The sequence below is a fragment of the Stutzerimonas stutzeri genome (assembly GCF_000935215.1).
Lineage (GTDB): Bacteria > Pseudomonadota > Gammaproteobacteria > Pseudomonadales > Pseudomonadaceae > Stutzerimonas.
This window is the reverse complement of the sequence record NZ_JXXD01000126.1, coordinates 1-16,365: the sequence shown is the minus strand read 5'-3', so window position 1 is coordinate 16,365 and position 16,365 is coordinate 1. Positions and strand designations below refer to the sequence as shown.

Sequence of the window (16,365 nt, the reverse complement as noted above, 5' to 3'; positions counted from 1 at the left end):
GGTGAGATTGAACTGGTTGGTCTTGTTGATCAGCTGGGTGGCGCGCGCCAGCTCGGCGGCGCCGATGCGGCTGACGCGCAGCACCATTTGCAGCCCGCGCAGGTAGCCTTCCATGTCCGTGGCCTGGTTCAGCGCGGCCTTGCGTTCGACATTCAGCGCATAGCTGCGGTCGCGCTCGGCGTCATCGGAGGTAAAGGACACGGCCTCGAAGTAACCCGCCGCGGCGATGCGCGCGGGGTAATCGGCGACATCGGCGGGCAGTTCCGGTACGGCGACTTCCGGCAGCTCGCGGCGCACGATGTCGCGCTCGGCGGGGTTGTCGTCGACGAATACCAGGCTATCCAGGCCGATATCGAGCATGCCCGCGATGCGCCGCAGGTTGCCGGCCTTGTCTTCCCAGTTGGCGACGAAAGCTGCGATATCGCTGCGCTTGAGCGCCATTTCCGGATGTGCGAATGCCGCCTCGGCGACGTGCAGGTCGTTCTTGCTGCACACCGCAAGAATCACCCCGCGGCGCGCCAGTTGCGCGGCATAACGCTGGAAGGCGAGAAACGCCTCGCCGCTGGGGCTGCCCTGGCCGAGCTGGATACCGTCGATGCCGTCATCACCGATCACGCCGCCCCAGAGGGTGTTGTCCAGATCGAGTACCAGGCATTTGCGCGAAAGCCCGGCAGCGGCCGCCGCAATGCGTGCCAGCTGCTCGCCATAAAGCGGCGCCAGGGCCGGGCTGACCAGCTGCTTGGCCTGATGCCAGCGCACCGGCTCGCCCAGGCCGTCGCCATAAGCGGCTGCGTGCCAGGCCAGATCGAGCAGCAGCACGCCATCCTCGCGGGCAGCGGCTCGGATGGCCGCATTCAACCGTTCGATGACTGCCCGCGGCGAAGCCGGCACCAGTGCTTCGTAAGAGCCGAACAAGGGCGGTGCGACTGGCACCAGGGTTTGCTGCACCACCTGCGCGGCATAGCGTTCGCGGGCCCGGCGCCAGAGCAGGCGCAGTTCTTCGACGCGCTCCGCCACGGCGGCATCCACCTCCGCCTGGCCTGCCTGCAAGGGGAGTTGCAGCGGCGCGTCATGGGCGTCCAGGGCCAGCACCACCAGTTGCGGGGCGAAGGCGTTCAGCGCCGGGTCATCAGCCAGCAGTGCCTGGCGGTACATGCCATAGGGCGCAACATGCAGCGACAGCGCCAGGCGCCGTTGCAGTCCGGCCACGCGGATGGCCGGCAGCAGGTGATCGACCGTATGCGAGGACAGCAATGCCACCCGCAGTGGCGTCAGTCGTGCCGCCGCGGCGTTCTGCTCGATACCGGCGGTGGCCAGCTTGTCCAGCCGTGCGGTCAGGGTGAAATCCCGTTGATGAGCGGCCAGCTTGGCGGCTTCATGCAGCCGCTGCAGCGGATCTTCGATGCGTTTGGCTTGGCCGATGGCACCGGATAGATCCGCGTGTGTCGGCAGCCAGGAGAGCTGTTGCATACCTGAGACTCCTTGTCGTGGTCAGAACTGGAAGTAAAGGAACTCCGTCGGTGCCATGGAAAAGGCGATCGCCAGGGCGAAGAAACCGAGCACGCCAATCGCCATGCCGTGGATCGCCGTCGGCCGCCACGCGCTGACCGGCAGCAGGCGTTCGGTCCAGTGCGGCTGGGGCTGGAAGTTGAGCGCGGTACGGAAGTGGCCCATCCACTGCTGCACGTTGGGTATGCCCCAGACGAACACCAGCAACGCGGCGATATAGACGAAGTCGGAGCGATCCATCGCCGTGCTGATCGGGCTCAGGCCGAGCATGCCGGCGAGGATCGCCATGGCCGCCGGTACGTCGCTGGCGCGGAAGAACACCATTGCCACCACCACGCAGCCAAAGGTCAGCGCGACGGCCGCGGCCTTGTGCCACCAGATGTCGCTGTCCAGCTTCCAGCCCTGACGCGCCTTCCAGGCACGCCAGCCGTGGGCGACCACCAAATAGAAGCCGTGCAGCAGGCCGAAGGCGACGAAGTGCCAGCCGGCGCCGTGCCAGATGCCGGAAATGAACATGGTGAAGACGGTGGGGTAGGCGACCAGCGCAAAGAAGGTGCCGGCGGTCATCTTGCCCCGCCGTGGCTGCGGCTTGCCGGCTGCCATGCGCGCGCGGGTCACCCGCAGCACGATGGGGTTGTAGATGTAGGCGGTGAGAAAACGCGTCAGCGTCATGTGCCAGCGCGACCAGTAGTCGATGACGTTGCGCGCCTTGAACGGGCTGTTGAAGTTGGCCGGCAGGCTGATGCCGAACAGCAGCGCCAGGCCGATGGCCATGTCGCTGTAGCCGGAGAAGTCGAAATAGATCTGCAGCGTGTAGGTCAGCGCGCCGGTCCATGCGTCGTAGAACGCCGGAATGGTGCCGTCGGCGGCCAGGCTGAAGACCGGCGTGGCTTTCAGCGCGAGGGTGTCGGCGATAAGCACCTTCTTGAACAGGCCGAGCAGAAACACCGTGGCACCCAGCGACAGGTTGTCGATGCGCGCGCGAAAGCTGTCGCGGTCGTTGAACTGCGCGAGCATCTCACCGTGGTGGGTGATCGGCCCGGCGATCAGTTGCGGAAAGAAACTGATGAACAAGCAGTAGTTGGCGAAGTCGTGCTCTTCCACCACGCCATCATGGGCATCGACCAGATAGGCGATCTGCTGGAAGGTGAAGAAGGAGATCGCCAGCGGCAGGATGATGTCTTCCACCCGCCAACCGAGATCCAGCGCCGCATCCAGCGTGCCTAGCAGAAAGCCGGTGTACTTGTAGTAGACCAGCAGCAGCACGTTGGCCGCGACCGCCAGCCCGAGCACCAGGCGTGAGGGGTGTCGGCGCAGGTAGCCACCGAGCAGATAGTTGACCAGCATGCTGCCGACCAGCAGCGGCACATAGACCGGGTTCCACCAGCCGTAGAACACCAACGAGACGACGGTCAGCCAGATCACCGCAAGCCGCTGTCGGCCCGATCCGGTCAGCACGAAGAATCCAATCAACACCACCGGTAGAAAGCCGGCGATGAATTCCATCGAATTGAAAAGCATCTTTCCCTATCCCTGCTCAGCGTAGGTGCATCGCTGCTCAGGCCGCCTTCAAGGCGGGGCGAGTCATCCATTCAGTCCTAGCGCCACGCGACCGACAATCCATCCTGGGCGGCGTTGCGACATCCTCGGTCCATCAGTGGGTGCTCGCTCGGGTTTCGGCCACCTTGGCCGGCTTCCCCTGAGCTCCTATGGCTCGGACTTGAAGGTGTAAAAAAAAGTTTCAACGATTGTTGCGCCACCGAGCGCTTTATTGCCGCAGGTCAAAAGGGCCCCGGCGGCCGTGGCCTGCAGCTCATTTCCGTCGGTCGGGAAAGTTCCCGGCATTTTTCAAGGCTGGGAACATTTGAGCGCGAACGAGCTGCTGGCGTGTTCGCCCGACTGTGGCGAGATGCCGGTCCGCTCAGCGGACGCTGCTCAACCCTGCGCTGCTGCGCGCGCGCTGAACGCTTCTCGAAGCGGCGGCAGGCGGTTCGACCCTGCGCTGCAGGTGCCGCACGGTGCGCTTTAGCCGCTGCACCTTGTCTTCCAGTTGGAAGACCTTGCGGTTGTTGTAGAACATGCCCAGCACGAACCCCACCGAAGTGAAGACCAGGCCATAGATGAGTGCGGCTTCATAGAGATAGCTGGAAAACATCCTGTCGTCCTCTGCGGGTAATGGCCCACGCTCGTCGAGCGAATCAACCCGGAATGGGCTGATGCCAATCTGCCTTTATGTGACAGGACGCACATTGAAAACGTTCCCAGTGCGATGGCTGCGCTTGTCGTGCGGTCAGCGAGCGCCGGCGGACATGGCGATGGCCGCGGCTGCGGTCCGGGTCTCCACACCGAGCTTTACGTAGACGTGCTCCAGATGCTTGTTCACCGTGCGCGGGCTGAGCCCGAGGATGTCGCCGATATCGCGGTTGGTCTTGCCGCAGGACACCCAGTGCAGCACCTCGACCTCGCGCCCGGTCAGCTGGAAGCGCTCGGTCAAGGCGGCCTGGATCTGCTTCTCGTCGGCCGGAGCCTGGGCCTGGCGAGCGCTCTGCAGCGTGCGCGCGGTGCGCAGATGTGCGGCGACGCGGGCCACCACCAGTTCCGGGTGAATTGGCTTGGTCACGTAGTCGATGCCGCCCGCCTCGAAGCCGGCAAGCACATGCTCGCTTTCGGTCAGTGCTGTCATGAACAGCACCGGCACGTCTTCCAGCTCGGTCTGCGCTTTGATCCGGCGGCAGGTATCGAAACCGTTCAGCCCGGGCATCATGGCGTCGAGCAGAACGATGTCCGGCTTCAGCCGCTGCATGCGCTCCAGTGCGCTGAGGCCATCCAGAGCCACCAGCACCATGTAGCCGGCTTGGTCGAGCGCGCCGGAGAGCAGAGCTAGGTTGTCGGGCACGTCATCGACGATCATCACGATGCCTTGGTTCTGCGGATGATCAGTTGGATGCATGGCTGTCCTCCATGGTCGTCTGAATCTCGTTGGTCATGGCCTGATCCAGGCGCTGGCCCAGTTCGTTCAACTGGAAGCGCCTGGCCAGCTGGCGCAGTTCCTGGAGTTGCGCGGCGGCGGCGGGCAGGTCGTGTTCGAGTCGGTCGAGCAGCTCCAGCACGCCACGCACATATCCGAGCGAAGCCTGCTGTTGCAGCGCGTGCAGTGCATCAAGCGGCAGGGCGGCGACCATCGACGCGGAGGCGTCCGCATCGCGCCTGACCCAGTCCAGCGCCAGCTGCTGACGAATCTTGTCCAGCAGCACCGGGGCGTGCACCGGCTTGGGCAGGTAGTCGCTGCAATCGGCAGCGACGCTGGCGCCGTCTACGAAGGCATTGGCGGAAATGACGATGATCGGTGCCGTCGAACCCACCGAGCGGCGAATCAGCCGGGCGGTCTGCCAGCCGTCGAGCTGCGGCATGGAAAGGTCCATCAGGATCAGGTCGGGGTTGTGCAGCGAAACCTGGCTGAGCGCTTCCTGGCCGTTGCTGGCCATGAGTATCTCGAAGCCCAGCGGCTCGAGCATGCCGGCCAGCACCTTGCGGTGTTCGATGTGGTCGTCGACCACCAGCACGCGGCGGCGCGGGCCGTGGTAGCCGATGATGTCGTGTTCGACATGGACCACCGCCTGCGGCACGCGCACTTCGGAGAGGAACAGGCGCAGCTGGAAAACGCTGCCGCGACCTTGCTCGCTTTTCATCGACAGCTCGCCGCCCATCAACGCGGTGAGCATGCGGGTGATGGTCAGCCCGAGGCCCAGACCGCTGTCCTGACGCAACGGATTACCGCGCTCGAACGGCTGGAACAGACGCTCCACCTGTTCGGGGGCGATGCCGATACCGGTGTCGGCGATCTCGAAGGTCGCGGTTTCACGCAGGTAGCTGGCGCGCAGGGTGATGCTGCCAGCGTCGGTGTAACGCACCGCGTTGCCGAGCAGGTTGATGAGAATCTGCCGTACGCGCTTCTCGTCGCCGCGCACAACGGCCGGGATGCGGCCCTGGGTTTCGAAGTGGAAGCGCAGGCCCTTTTCCTCGGCCTGTGGCGCGATCATCTGCCGTACCTGCAGGAGAAACTCGGGAAAGGCGATCTCGGATGGCTCCAGATTGAGCTTTCCGGCTTCGATTCTGGCCACGTCGAGCAGCCCGTCGATCAGCGAGAGCAGATGAGCGCCGCTGCGATGGATGGTGCCCAGCGCTTCCTTGTGTCGCGTCGGCAGTTCGCCATCGCGCAACAGGATCTGCGCATAGCCGAGGATGCTGTTCAGCGGGGTGCGTAGCTCGTGGGAAAGGCCGGTCACATAGCGGCTCTTGGCGGCATTGGCCGCCTCGGACGCTTCCTTGGCTTTCTGCAGCTGTTCGTCAGTCTTGCGGTGGGCTTCGATTTCCTGCATCAGCAGGTGGGTCTGGCGGTCCGACTCCTGTTGGGCGACGTGGCGGCTTTCGCGGGTCAGCACCACCCACCAGGCGAGAATCCCGGCGAACAGCGAGAGCACCAGGAATGCCTTGAGAAACGCCTGATAAAGGGTTTCTCCCGCCTCCTGCGGGCTGGCCACGACACTCGGCGAAACCTGGCTGTAGATCAGCCAGAGCGCCAGCGAAAGCAGGCCGATGATCAGGCCGAGCACACCGAGGTAGTGCGCCAGGCGGGTGTGCAGGCGCGGGATGGACACCTGCGGGAAGGCCCAGCGGAGGAAGTTGTCCCACTGCGCCGAGAGCCGCGCGTGCGGCTTGCACAGGTCGCCACAGCGCGCATCGAGCGAGCAGCACAGCGAGCAGATCGGCGCACCATAGGCGGGGCAGAAGGCGGTGTCCGGCTCTTCGAAGGCGTTGCTGCACAGCACGCAGGCGACTTTGCCGCGTTCGGTATAGGGGTAGAGCAGCTCTGGCTGGCGTTCGCGGGCGATATAGAAGCGCCCGCCGGTAAGCCAGGCGATCAGAGGCGCGCAGATCAGTGCGGTGCCCAGCGCGATCATCGGTGAGGCTGCCTGGGCCAACGCACCGAGCACGCCGCTGTGGGCGAGAATCGCCAGCAGCGAGGCGATCAGCATCGCGCCGACACCCACCGGGTTGATGTCGTAGAGGTGTGCGCGCTTGAATTCGATCTGCCGCGGCGACAGGCCCAGCGGCTTGTTGATCACCAGGTCCGCGACCAGTGCGCCGATCCAGGCGATGGCCACGTTGGCGTACAGCCCGAGCACCTGCTCGATGGCCTCGAACACGCCCAGCTCCATCAGCATCAGCGCGATCGACACGTTGAATACCAGCCAGACCACCCGCCCCGGATGGCTGTGGGTGACGCGTGCGAAGAAGTTCGACCACGCCAGGGAGCCGGCATAGGCGTTGGTCACGTTGATCTTCACCTGCGAGACGATGACGAACAGCACCATGGCGCCCAGCGCCCATTCCGGCGAGGCGAACACGTAGCTGAAGGCCACCAGGTACATCTGTGTCGGCTCGGCCGCCTTGTCCACCGGGATTTCGTGCTGCAACGCGAGAAAGGCGAGAAAGGCGCCGGCGAGCATCTTCAGTGCGCCGGGGATGATCCAGCCGGGGCCGGCGGCGAGCATCGCCAGCCACCAGCGAACGCGGTTCTGCCGGGTCTTCTCGGGCAGGAATCGCAGGTAGTCGACCTGCTCGCCGATCTGTGTGATCAGTGCCAGCGCCACCGTGCAGGCGGCGCCGAAGGACAGCAGGTTGAACGAGCCACCGTCGCCTTCGCGGCCGGCGAAACTGGTCAGATCGCTCAGCGCCTCGGGGTTCTTGGCGATTACGAAGATGTAGGGCAGCAACAGCAGAATCAGCCAGACCGGTTGCGTCCAGAACTGCAGGCGATTGATTAGGGTGATGCCGTAGGTCACCAACGGCACGATGATGATCGAGCAGACCACGTAGGCCAGCGCCAGTGGGATGCCGAAATACAGCTCCAGCGCCAGCGCCATGATCGCCGCTTCGAGGGCGAAGAACAGAAAGGTGAAGCTGGCGTAGATCAGCGAGGTGATGGTCGAGCCGATGTAGCCGAAGCCGGCGCCACGGGTCAGCAGGTCCATGTCCACGCCGTAGCGCGCCGCGTAGTAACTGATCGGCAACCCGGTGAGGAAGATCACCAGCGCCACCGCGAGGATCGCCCAGAGCGTATTGGTGAAACCGTAGGAAAGGGCCAGCGTGCCGCCGATGGCTTCCAGGGCCAGGAACGACACCGCACCGAGCGCGGTGTTGGCGATACGAAATTCCGACCACTTGCGAAACGACTTGGGGGTGAAACGCAGGGCGTAGTCTTCCAGCGTCTCGTCGGCGACCCAGCTGTTGTAGTCGCGGCGAATCTTGACGATGCGCTGTGTGCCTGTGATCTGCACGCTGGCGGCCCCGGCTGATTGTCGTTTCCCTGGTTTGAGCAACTTCCGTGCCCCCGTTCGGCACTGCTGATGAACCGCGGCGAAGCACCGGTACGCATGCCGGCGCAGCGCTGCCGTGATCGGCAGGGGCGAGGGTTGCCGGCTGCTGGCGTGCTCCATACCGGCGCAAGGATGCACCAGCACTGCACCTGCTACGGATACGTCAGATGACGTACCCGCTTACGTCATCCTGCGTATACCCCGGCCAGACAGCCGAGCCCATTCTTGCTCCCGACCCGATGCCGGCCCGCAGCAGCAGTGTTGCGGCAAGCCAAGCACGGCCCACCGAGACAGGAGCAATCATCATGGATTCAAAACTGACGGGTTCGTCACGCCGCCTTCCCCGCCGGCTTGCGCAGGGGGCTGCGGCACTCTCGATGCTGGCAATGAGCATCTTCGCCTCGAGCGCCAGCGCCGAGGTCAACACCACCGGCTTGGCGGTCACCGATACGGAAGTGGTGGTCGGGCAGCTGCATTCGGCGACGGGCACCATGGCTATCTCCGAGACCGGCTCGATCCAGGCCGAGCGACTGGCCATCGAGCAGATCAACGCGGCAGGCGGCATCCTTGGCCGGCAGATCAAGGTGGTGCAGGAAGACGGCGCGTCCGACTGGCCGACCTTCGCCGAAAAGGCCAAGAAGCTGCTGGAGCGTGACAAGGTTGCCGCGGTGTTCGGCTGCTGGACCTCGGCCTCGCGCAAGGCGGTGTTGCCGATCTTCGAGCGGGAGAACGGGCTGCTCTACTACCCGACCTTCTATGAAGGCCTGGAGCAGTCGAAGAACGTCGTCTATACCGGCCAGGAGGCCACCCAGCAGATCCTCGCCGGCCTCGACTGGGTCGCCAAGGAGAAGGGCGCCAAGACCTTCTACCTGCTCGGCTCCGACTACATCTGGCCGCGCACCTCGATGAAGATCGCCCGCAAGCACATCGAGAACGTGCTCGGCGGCAAGGTGGTGGGCGAGGAGTACTACCCGCTGGGCAACACCCAGTTCGGCTCGCTGACCAACAAGATCAAGCTGAAGAAGCCTGACGTGATCTTCGCCGCCGTGGTCGGTGGTTCCAACGTCGCCTTCTATAAGCAGCTCAAGGCTGCCGGCATCACCGCGGACAAGCAGACCCTGCTGACCCTCTCGGTCACCGAGGACGAACTGCTCGGCATCGGCGGCGAGAACATGGCCGGCTTCTACGCCTCGATGAAGTACTTCCAGAGCCTTGATAACCCCAACAACGTCGAATTCGTCAAGGCGTTCAAGGCCAAGTACGGCAGCGACGCGGTGATCGGTGACGTCACCCAAGCCGCCTATCTCGGCCCCTGGCTGTGGAAGGCCGCGGTCGAGAAGGCCGGCAGCTTCGACGTCGACAAGGTGGTCGCCGCCTCAGCCGGGCTGGAGCTGAACACCGCGCCGGAAGGCTACGTGAAGGTGCACGAGAACCAGCATCTGTGGAGCAAGACGCGCATTGGCCAGGTGCAGGCCGACGGCCAGTTCCAGGTGGTCTTCGAGTCCGACCTGATCGAGCCGAATCCCTTCCCGAAAGGCTACCAGTAACCCTCTCTGCGCCGCGTGCCGGCAGGCCCGCGGCGATCTCTTTTGCCATCAGGAGACATCATCATGGAATGGCTATCGGAGTTTGGTGCCATCGCGGCCATGCAGGGTTTCAACGGCTTGTCGGTGTTCTGCGTGCTGCTGCTGATGGCTCTGGGTCTGGCGATCATCTTTGGTCAGATGGGCGTGATAAACATGGCCCATGGCGAGTTCCTCACCGTGGGTGCCTACACCACCTATCTGGTTTCGGTGCTGACGCTCAAGTACCTGCCTGAGCTGCAGCCCTACTACTTTTTCGTCGCCATCGTGCTGTCATTCGTGATTGCCGGTGCGCTGGGCTGGCTCGCCGAATGGGCGTTGATCAGCAAGCTTTACCATCGCCCGCTGGACACGTTGCTGGCGACCTGGGGCCTGTCACTGGTGATGCAGCAGGCGTTCCGTTCGATCTTCGGTGCGCGCGAGGTCAGCGCCACGCTGCCGGACTGGCTGATGGGGTCCTGGATGCCCACCGACACCATCGACATCCCGCTCAACGGGCTGTTCGTGATGGCGCTGACACTGCTGCTCACCACGACGATCTTCGTCCTCATGTACCGCTCGCGCTGGGGCCTGCAGGTGCGCGCCACGGTGCAGAACCGGGTGATGGCACGTTCGGTGGGGATCAACACCAAGAAGGTCGACCGCATGACCTTCGCCCTCGGCTGCGGCGTGGCCGGGGTCGCTGGCGCGGCGTTCACCACCATCGGTTCGACGGGCCCGACCTCCGGTTCGCTGTACATCGTCGACACCTTTCTGGTGGTGGTCTTCGGCGGCGCGGCCAGTCTGTTCGGCACCATTGCCTCGGCGTTCTCCATCGCCCAGACGCAATCGATGGCCGAGTTCTTCATCAGCGGCTCGATGGCCAAGGTGCTGACCCTTTCGGCGGTGATCCTGATCCTCATGCTGCGTCCGCAGGGGCTGTTCACGGCCAAGGTGCGCAAATGATGAACAGTTTTTTTGTGGCAGTGGCGAACGACGTGAGGGCCAAGGCATGAACTCGACACTCGATAAATTCTTCGGCGGAAAGCAGGGCGGCATCGGTCTGCTGATCCTCGCGGCGCTGCTCCTGCTGGTGTTTCCGCTGCTGCTCGACAGCTTTCGCCTGAACATGGTGGGCAAGTACCTGACCTACGCCTTCGTTGCCGTGGGACTCGTGCTCTGCTGGGGCTACGGCGGCATTCTCAGCCTGGGGCAGGGGATCTTCTTCGGCCTCGGCGGCTACTGCATGGCGATGTTCCTCAAGCTCGAGGCATCCGACCCGGAAAGCACCAGGATCCAGTCCACGCCCGGCATCCCGGACTTCATGGACTGGAACCAGATCACCGAGCTGCCGTTGTTCTGGCAACCCTTCCAGAGCTTCGGCTTCACCCTGCTTGCCGTGGTCGCGGTGCCGGCGATCCTCGCGCTGATCATCGGTGTGGCGATGTTCAAGCGCCGGGTGGGTGACGTGTACTTCTCCATCGTCACCCAGGCCATCGCGGCGATCCTGACCATCCTGATCATCGGACAGCAGGGCCTGACCGGCGGGGTGAACGGCATCACCGACCTGAAGACGCTGCTCGGCTGGGACATTCGCACTGACGAGGCGAAGACCATTCTCTACTTCGTCAACGCGGCGCTGCTGATCGGCTGCATCCTGATCGGGCGTTTCATCCTCGCCTCGAAGCTCGGGCGCCTGCTGATGGCCATGCGTGACAAGGAAGAACGGGTGCGCTTCTCCGGTTACGACGTGGCCAGCTTCAAGATTTTCGTGTTCTGCGTGGCGGCGAGCTTCTCGGCCATCGGCGGGGCGATGTTCACCCTGCAGGTGGGCTTCATGTCGCCGAGCTTCGTCGGCATCGTGCCATCGATCGAGATGGTCATCTTCGCCGCCGTGGGCGGGCGCATGTCGCTGCTCGGCGCGGTATACGGCGCGTTGCTGGTCAACTACGGCAAGACGGTGTTCTCCGAGAGCTTCCCCGAACTCTGGTTGTACTTCATGGGCGGCCTGTTCATCGCCGTGGTCATGTATTTCCCCAACGGCCTGGCAGGCCTCTGGCAGAGTCATGCCCGCCCCTGGCTGGCGCGTCTGCGGCTGCCGGATCGGCGCCAGCCACTGATGAAGCCCAAGCCGCCGGCGGAGCAGGCGGGGGTGGGCGGTGCAACGATTGATGCGGTTCCCGCCAAGCAACTGGAGAGCACGCCATGACTGGATTTCAGATGCCCAAACCGGTGCTGGCCATCGAGGGCCTGACCGTTTCGTTCGATGGTTTCAAGGCTGTCGATGATCTGAACCTCTATCTGGACCGCAACGAGGTACGCGTGGTGATCGGCCCCAACGGCGCCGGCAAGACCACGGTGCTCGACCTGATCTGCGGGAAGACCCGCGCCACCGGCGGCTCGATCCAGTTCGACGGGCGCGAGCTGACGAAGATGAAGGAGTTCGACATCGTTCGCGCCGGGGTCGGGCGCAAGTTCCAGAACCCGTCGATCTACGAAAACCTCAGCGTGTTCGAAAACCTGGAGATGTCCTATCCGGCCGGGCGCAAGGTGTTCGGCGCGCTGTTCTTCAAACGCAGCGCCGAGGTCATCGCCCGGGTCGAGGAAATCGCGGCGGAAATCGGTCTGAGCGAGCAGTTGTACAGCGAAGCGGGACTGCTCTCACACGGCCAGAAACAGTGGCTGGAGATCGGCATGCTGCTGATGCAGGACCCGGAGTTGCTGATGCTCGACGAGCCGGTGGCGGGCATGAGCGTCAGTGAGCGGGCACAGACCGCCGAGCTGCTCAAGCGCATCAGTCAGGGCCGCTCGGTGCTGGTGATCGAGCACGACATGGAGTTCGTGAAGAGCATCGCCCACAAGGTCACCGTGCTGCACCAGGGCAAGGTGCTGGCCGAGGGCAGCATGGAAGCGGTGCAAAGCAATCCCAAGGTCATCGAGGTTTATCTGGGGCATTGAGGCGGTGCGGGCCCTGGCACGCGTGGATAACGCTTTGCGGTTATCGACGCTACGCCGACGGCTGGCCCGCGCACCGTAGGGTGGACATCGCCGCAGGCATGTCCACGCGTGTCGCACCCGACAGGTACAAACAGGAGTTCAGCATGTTCCAGATCAGCAGCCTCGCTTCGGGCTACGGCCAGAGTCAGATCCTTCATGACCTCAATCTCAAGGTCGAAAAGCGGGAAATCGTCGCGGTCATGGGCCGCAACGGCATGGGCAAGACCACGCTGTTCAAGACGCTGATGGGCATCGTCCCGCAGACCGCAGGCAGCGTGCAGGTGGATGGGCAGGAGGTCGCCGGGCTGGAGACCCATCAGCGGGTCGCCAGCGGCGTGGCCTACGTGCCTCAGGGGCGGATGATCTTTCCCAGCATGACGGTGCTGGAGAACATCCAGACCGGCCTGCCGGCAGCCGCAGGCGGCAAGGTGCCGGATGATCTCTACGCGCTGTTCCCGGTGCTGCACGACATGCGCAAGCGCAAGGGCGGCAACCTGTCCGGCGGACAGCAACAGCAGCTGGCGATCGCCCGGGCACTGGCGACCAATCCCAAGGTGCTGTTGCTGGACGAGCCGACCGAGGGCATCCAGCCGTCGATCATCAAGGATATCGCGCGCACGCTGAAGGAGATCCGCTCGATTCGCGATCTGACCATCGTGGTTTCCGAGCAGGTGCTGTCCTTCACCATGGAAATCGCCGACCGCTTCCTGGTCATCGAGAAGGGCCGCTTCGTGCTGGAGGAAAGCGCAGCCAATGCCGACGAGGCGACCATCAGTCGTTACCTGTCGGTGTAAGGGCGCTTATTCCGTGGGGCGCCCTAGGGCGCGAACCGTGCAGGCTGGTTCGCGCGCCAGGGGCCTTTCGCGGAGCGATGGGGCGACGCAATTCTTCTCTTTTTCATGATCCTCAGGCCGGTGTGCATTCCCTGCACGCCGGCCTTCTCCTGCCTGTCTGATAGACCTGAAGACCGCGTATTTGCTGGCTCCGCGCATACGTCATCCAACGTATTTCGGAAAAGCTGGCGACGGAAAAGACTAGCTCCGTGTTCAGCGCAACGCTGATGTCCTTCCAACGCAAAGGAGCTTCGTCATGACCGATACCCTGATCAAGGTCGACTTGAATCAGCCTGCCACCGAGAACGAGCAGATCCACAATCGCTGGCATCCCGACATTCCGATGGCCTGCTGGGTCAAGCCGGGCGACGACTTCATTCTCGAGACCTATGACTGGACCGCAGGCGCGATCAAGAACGACGACGATGCATCAGATGTGCGCGACGTCGACCTCACCACCGTGCACTACCTGTCCGGTCCGGTTGGCGTCGAGGGTGCCGAGCCGGGCGACCTGCTGGTGGTTGACCTGCTCGATATCGGTGCCAAGCAGGATTCGCTGTGGGGCTTCAATGGCTTCTTCTCGCAGCAGAACGGCGGCGGCTTCCTGACCGACCACTTCCCCCATGCGCAGAAATCCATCTGGGATTTCCAGGGCCTGTTCACAAGCTCCAGGCACATCCCGGGCGTGCGTTTCGCCGGGCAGATCCATCCCGGCCTGATCGGCTGCCTGCCGGACCACAAGATGCTGGCGACCTGGAACGAGCGCGAGCAGGGCCTGATCGACACCAATCCCAACCGCGTCCCGCCGCTGGCCAATCCGACATTCGCCGCCACCGCGCACATGGGCAAGCTCACCGGCGAGGCGCGTGACAAGGCCGCGGCCCAGGGCGCGCGTACCGTGCCGCCCCGCGAGCATGGCGGCAACTGCGACATCAAGGACCTTTCGCGTGGCTCGAAGATCTTCTTCCCGGTCTATGTAGATGGCGCCGGGCTGTCGGTCGGCGACCTGCACTTCAGCCAGGGTGACGGCGAGATCACCTTCTGCGGCGCCATCGAGATGGCCGGCTGGGTGCACATGAAGGTCGAGCTGATCAAGGGCGGCATGGCCAAGTACGGCATCAAGAACCCGATCTTCAAGCCCAGCCCCATCGTGCCGACCTACAAGGATTACCTGATCTTCGAAGGCATCTCGGTCGACGAGAGCGGCAAGCAGCACTACCTGGACGTCAACATCGCCTACAAGCAGGCCTGTCTGAACGCCATCAACTACCTGACCAAATTCGGCTACACACCGGCGCAGGGTTACTCGCTGCTCGGTTCGGCGCCGGTGCAGGGGCATATCAGCGGTGTGGTGGACATCCCCAACGCCTGCGCCACGCTCTGGCTGCCGACCGAGATATTCGACTTCGACATCCACCCGAACGCGTCCGGGCCGACCCGGTTCCTCGACGGCAGCATCGACTTGCCGATCGCCTACGACAAATGAGTTCGTTCATCCGGGCGGGGCAGGTGCTCTGGACGGCGGCCTGGCCCGCCCGGATGGAGGGACACGGAGGATGATGCGATGCCGATCTATGAATACGACTGCGACGCCTGCGGTGACTTCACTGCCCTGCGCCCGATGAGTGTGCGCAGCGAACCCTGCGATTGCCCGGCCTGCGGCACGCCCAGCCCTCGAGTGATTCGCACCGCCCCTGGCCTGGCAACCATGGCCGGCAGCACCCGCGCGGCGCATGAGACCAATGAGCGCGCCAGCCACGCGCCCAAGACAGTCGCCGAGTACGCCGCCAGCAAGCGCCACCCGGCCGGCTGCAGCTGCTGCGGCCCGAGCAAGCCGGTGGTGCCCACCAAGGCCAATCCCCATGCGCTCAAGGCCAGCCCATCGAATCGCCCGTGGATGATCAGCCACTGAGGCGTCACTTAACCCCGTGGAGGGCCTCGGCCGCAGCGCCGGAGCAATGTGGCAAAAGCCGCTCCCACGAAGCACTGACTCGATAATCAAGGGGAGGCACCCATGCGTCACGGTGATATTTCCAGCAGTCCCGATACCGTCGGCGTAGCCGTCGTCAACTACAAGATGCCGCGCCTGCATACTCGCGCTGAGGTGCTCGACAACGCGCGCAAGATCGCCGAGATGATCAAGGGCATGAAGCTCGGCCTGCCGGGCATGGACCTGGTGGTGTTCCCCGAGTACAGCACCATGGGGATCATGTATGACCCCGGCGAGATGATGGAAACCGCCACCACCATTCCCGGCGAGGAAACCGCGATCTTCTCGGCTGCCTGTCGCGAGGCACGGACCTGGGGCATCTTCTCGCTCACCGGCGAGCGCAACGAAGACCCGGGCAAGGCGCCTTACAACACGCTGGTGCTGATCGACGATCAGGGCGAGATCGTGCAGAAGTACCGCAAGTGCATCCCCTGGTGCCCGATCGAGGGCTGGTATCCGGGTGACCGCACCTACGTCTCGGAAGGCCCCAAGGGCATGAAGATCAGCCTGATCATCTGCGACGACGGCAACTATCCCGAGATCTGGCGCGACTGTGCAATGAAGGGCGCCGAGCTGATCGTGCGCTGCCAGGGCTACATGTACCCGGCCAAGGAACAGCAGGTGCTGATGTCCAAGACCATGGCCTGGGCCAACAACTGCTACGTGGCAGTGGCCAACGCCGCCGGGTTCGATGGTGTGTACAGCTACTTCGGCCACTCGGCGATCATCGGCTTCGATGGCCGCACCCTGGGCGAGTGCGGCGAGGAGGAAATGGGCATCCAGTACGCCCAGCTGTCCATCTCGCAGATCCGCGACGCCCGTGCCAACGACCAGTCGCAGAACCACCTGTTCAAGCTGCTGCACCGCGGCTACACCGGCGTCTACAACTCGGGTGACGGTGACAAGGGCGTGGCTGACTGTCCGTTCGAGTTTTATCGCACCTGGGTGCTGGATGCGCAGAAGGCGCAGGAAAATGTCGAGGCCATGACCCGCGCCACTGTCGGGGTCGCCGACTGCCCGGTGTACGAGCTGCCGCACGCGGGGCGGGAGCGAACGCTGGGTTGAAGGGGGGCCGCGGCCTTGGGACATGTGTT

At 64.0% G+C, this 16,365-nt stretch carries 13 protein-coding genes; 8 read left to right on the top strand and 5 right to left on the bottom strand.

Annotated features, from left to right (window positions below; genetic code table 11):
• From LO50_RS13785 to LO50_RS13765, 5 genes are all read right to left on the bottom strand, one after another.
• A partial coding sequence (locus tag LO50_RS13785; RefSeq protein ID WP_044315361.1) for an HAD-IIIC family phosphatase occupies positions 1-1,470 on the bottom strand: 1,470 nt, incomplete at its 3' end.
• Positions 1,471-1,491: 21 nt separating this feature from the next.
• Positions 1,492-3,030 (bottom strand): MBOAT family O-acyltransferase, encoded by a 1,539-nt coding sequence (locus LO50_RS13780; protein WP_044315360.1) that lies wholly within the window; start codon positions 3,028-3,030, stop codon positions 1,492-1,494.
• 400 nt (positions 3,031-3,430) lie between these two features.
• The gene (locus tag LO50_RS13775) at positions 3,431-3,664 is read right to left on the bottom strand and encodes a hypothetical protein (RefSeq protein WP_044315359.1); all 234 of its coding nucleotides are present in this window, start codon (positions 3,662-3,664) and stop codon (positions 3,431-3,433) included.
• 135 nt (positions 3,665-3,799) lie between these two features.
• On the bottom strand, positions 3,800-4,459 hold the full coding sequence (locus LO50_RS13770) for a response regulator (protein WP_044315358.1): 660 nt from the start codon (positions 4,457-4,459) through the stop codon (positions 3,800-3,802).
• A complete protein-coding gene (locus tag LO50_RS13765; RefSeq protein ID WP_044315357.1) occupies positions 4,446-7,850 on the bottom strand; it encodes an ATP-binding protein in 3,405 nt (1,134 codons plus the stop codon). Before LO50_RS13765 ends, LO50_RS13770 begins: the two co-directional genes overlap by 14 nt.
• A gap of 416 nt (positions 7,851-8,266) precedes the next feature.
• Between LO50_RS13765 and urtA the strand changes: the two genes are divergently transcribed.
• The 8 genes from urtA (at position 8,267) to LO50_RS13725 (ending at position 16,336) form a co-directional block, all read left to right on the top strand.
• Complete coding sequence (urtA, locus tag LO50_RS13760) at positions 8,267-9,436, top strand: urea ABC transporter substrate-binding protein (protein WP_312723655.1); 1,170 nt, start codon at positions 8,267-8,269, stop codon at positions 9,434-9,436.
• Positions 9,437-9,499: 63 nt separating this feature from the next.
• Positions 9,500-10,417, top strand: coding sequence for an urea ABC transporter permease subunit UrtB (gene urtB / locus LO50_RS13755; RefSeq protein WP_003295665.1), 918 nt, complete (start codon positions 9,500-9,502; stop codon positions 10,415-10,417).
• A gap of 46 nt (positions 10,418-10,463) precedes the next feature.
• Positions 10,464-11,660, top strand: a complete 1,197-nt coding sequence (gene urtC / locus LO50_RS13750; RefSeq protein ID WP_044315356.1) for an urea ABC transporter permease subunit UrtC — start codon at positions 10,464-10,466, stop codon at positions 11,658-11,660.
• Positions 11,657-12,409, top strand: a complete 753-nt coding sequence (urtD, locus tag LO50_RS13745; protein WP_023443813.1) for an urea ABC transporter ATP-binding protein UrtD — start codon at positions 11,657-11,659, stop codon at positions 12,407-12,409. Before urtC ends, urtD begins: the two co-directional genes overlap by 4 nt.
• 143 nt (positions 12,410-12,552) lie before the next feature.
• Positions 12,553-13,242 carry an urea ABC transporter ATP-binding subunit UrtE gene (urtE, locus tag LO50_RS13740; protein WP_044315355.1) on the top strand — a complete coding sequence of 230 codons (690 nt, stop codon included), beginning with the start codon at positions 12,553-12,555 and terminating at the stop codon, positions 13,240-13,242.
• Positions 13,243-13,537: 295 nt separating this feature from the next.
• Positions 13,538-14,767, top strand: a complete 1,230-nt coding sequence (fmdA, locus tag LO50_RS13735; RefSeq protein WP_044315354.1) for a formamidase — start codon at positions 13,538-13,540, stop codon at positions 14,765-14,767.
• Between the two features lie 78 nt (positions 14,768-14,845).
• Positions 14,846-15,193 carry an FmdB family zinc ribbon protein gene (locus tag LO50_RS13730; protein ID WP_042927391.1) on the top strand — a complete coding sequence of 116 codons (348 nt, stop codon included), beginning with the start codon at positions 14,846-14,848 and terminating at the stop codon, positions 15,191-15,193.
• Between the two features lie 102 nt (positions 15,194-15,295).
• Positions 15,296-16,336 carry an aliphatic amidase gene (locus LO50_RS13725; protein WP_044315353.1) on the top strand — a complete coding sequence of 347 codons (1,041 nt, stop codon included), beginning with the start codon at positions 15,296-15,298 and terminating at the stop codon, positions 16,334-16,336.
• Positions 16,337-16,365 lie beyond the last annotated feature (29 nt).

What these genes read in the sequence shown, in the direction of transcription:
- LO50_RS13780 (WP_044315360.1), bottom strand. Translation starts at nt 3,030, where the DNA reads ATGCTTTTCAATTCGATGGAATTCATCGCCGGCTTTCTACCGGTGGTG.
- LO50_RS13775 (WP_044315359.1), bottom strand. Translation starts at nt 3,664, where the DNA reads ATGTTTTCCAGCTATCTCTATGAAGCCGCACTCATCTATGGCCTGGTC.
- LO50_RS13770 (WP_044315358.1), bottom strand. Translation starts at nt 4,459, where the DNA reads ATGCATCCAACTGATCATCCGCAGAACCAAGGCATCGTGATGATCGTC.
- urtA (WP_312723655.1), top strand. Translation starts at nt 8,267, where the DNA reads ATGCTGGCAATGAGCATCTTCGCCTCGAGCGCCAGCGCCGAGGTCAAC.
- urtB (WP_003295665.1), top strand. Translation starts at nt 9,500, where the DNA reads ATGGAATGGCTATCGGAGTTTGGTGCCATCGCGGCCATGCAGGGTTTC.
- urtC (WP_044315356.1), top strand. Translation starts at nt 10,464, where the DNA reads ATGAACTCGACACTCGATAAATTCTTCGGCGGAAAGCAGGGCGGCATC.
- urtD (WP_023443813.1), top strand. Translation starts at nt 11,657, where the DNA reads ATGACTGGATTTCAGATGCCCAAACCGGTGCTGGCCATCGAGGGCCTG.
- urtE (WP_044315355.1), top strand. Translation starts at nt 12,553, where the DNA reads ATGTTCCAGATCAGCAGCCTCGCTTCGGGCTACGGCCAGAGTCAGATC.
- fmdA (WP_044315354.1), top strand. Translation starts at nt 13,538, where the DNA reads ATGACCGATACCCTGATCAAGGTCGACTTGAATCAGCCTGCCACCGAG.
- LO50_RS13730 (WP_042927391.1), top strand. Translation starts at nt 14,846, where the DNA reads ATGCCGATCTATGAATACGACTGCGACGCCTGCGGTGACTTCACTGCC.
- LO50_RS13725 (WP_044315353.1), top strand. Translation starts at nt 15,296, where the DNA reads ATGCGTCACGGTGATATTTCCAGCAGTCCCGATACCGTCGGCGTAGCC.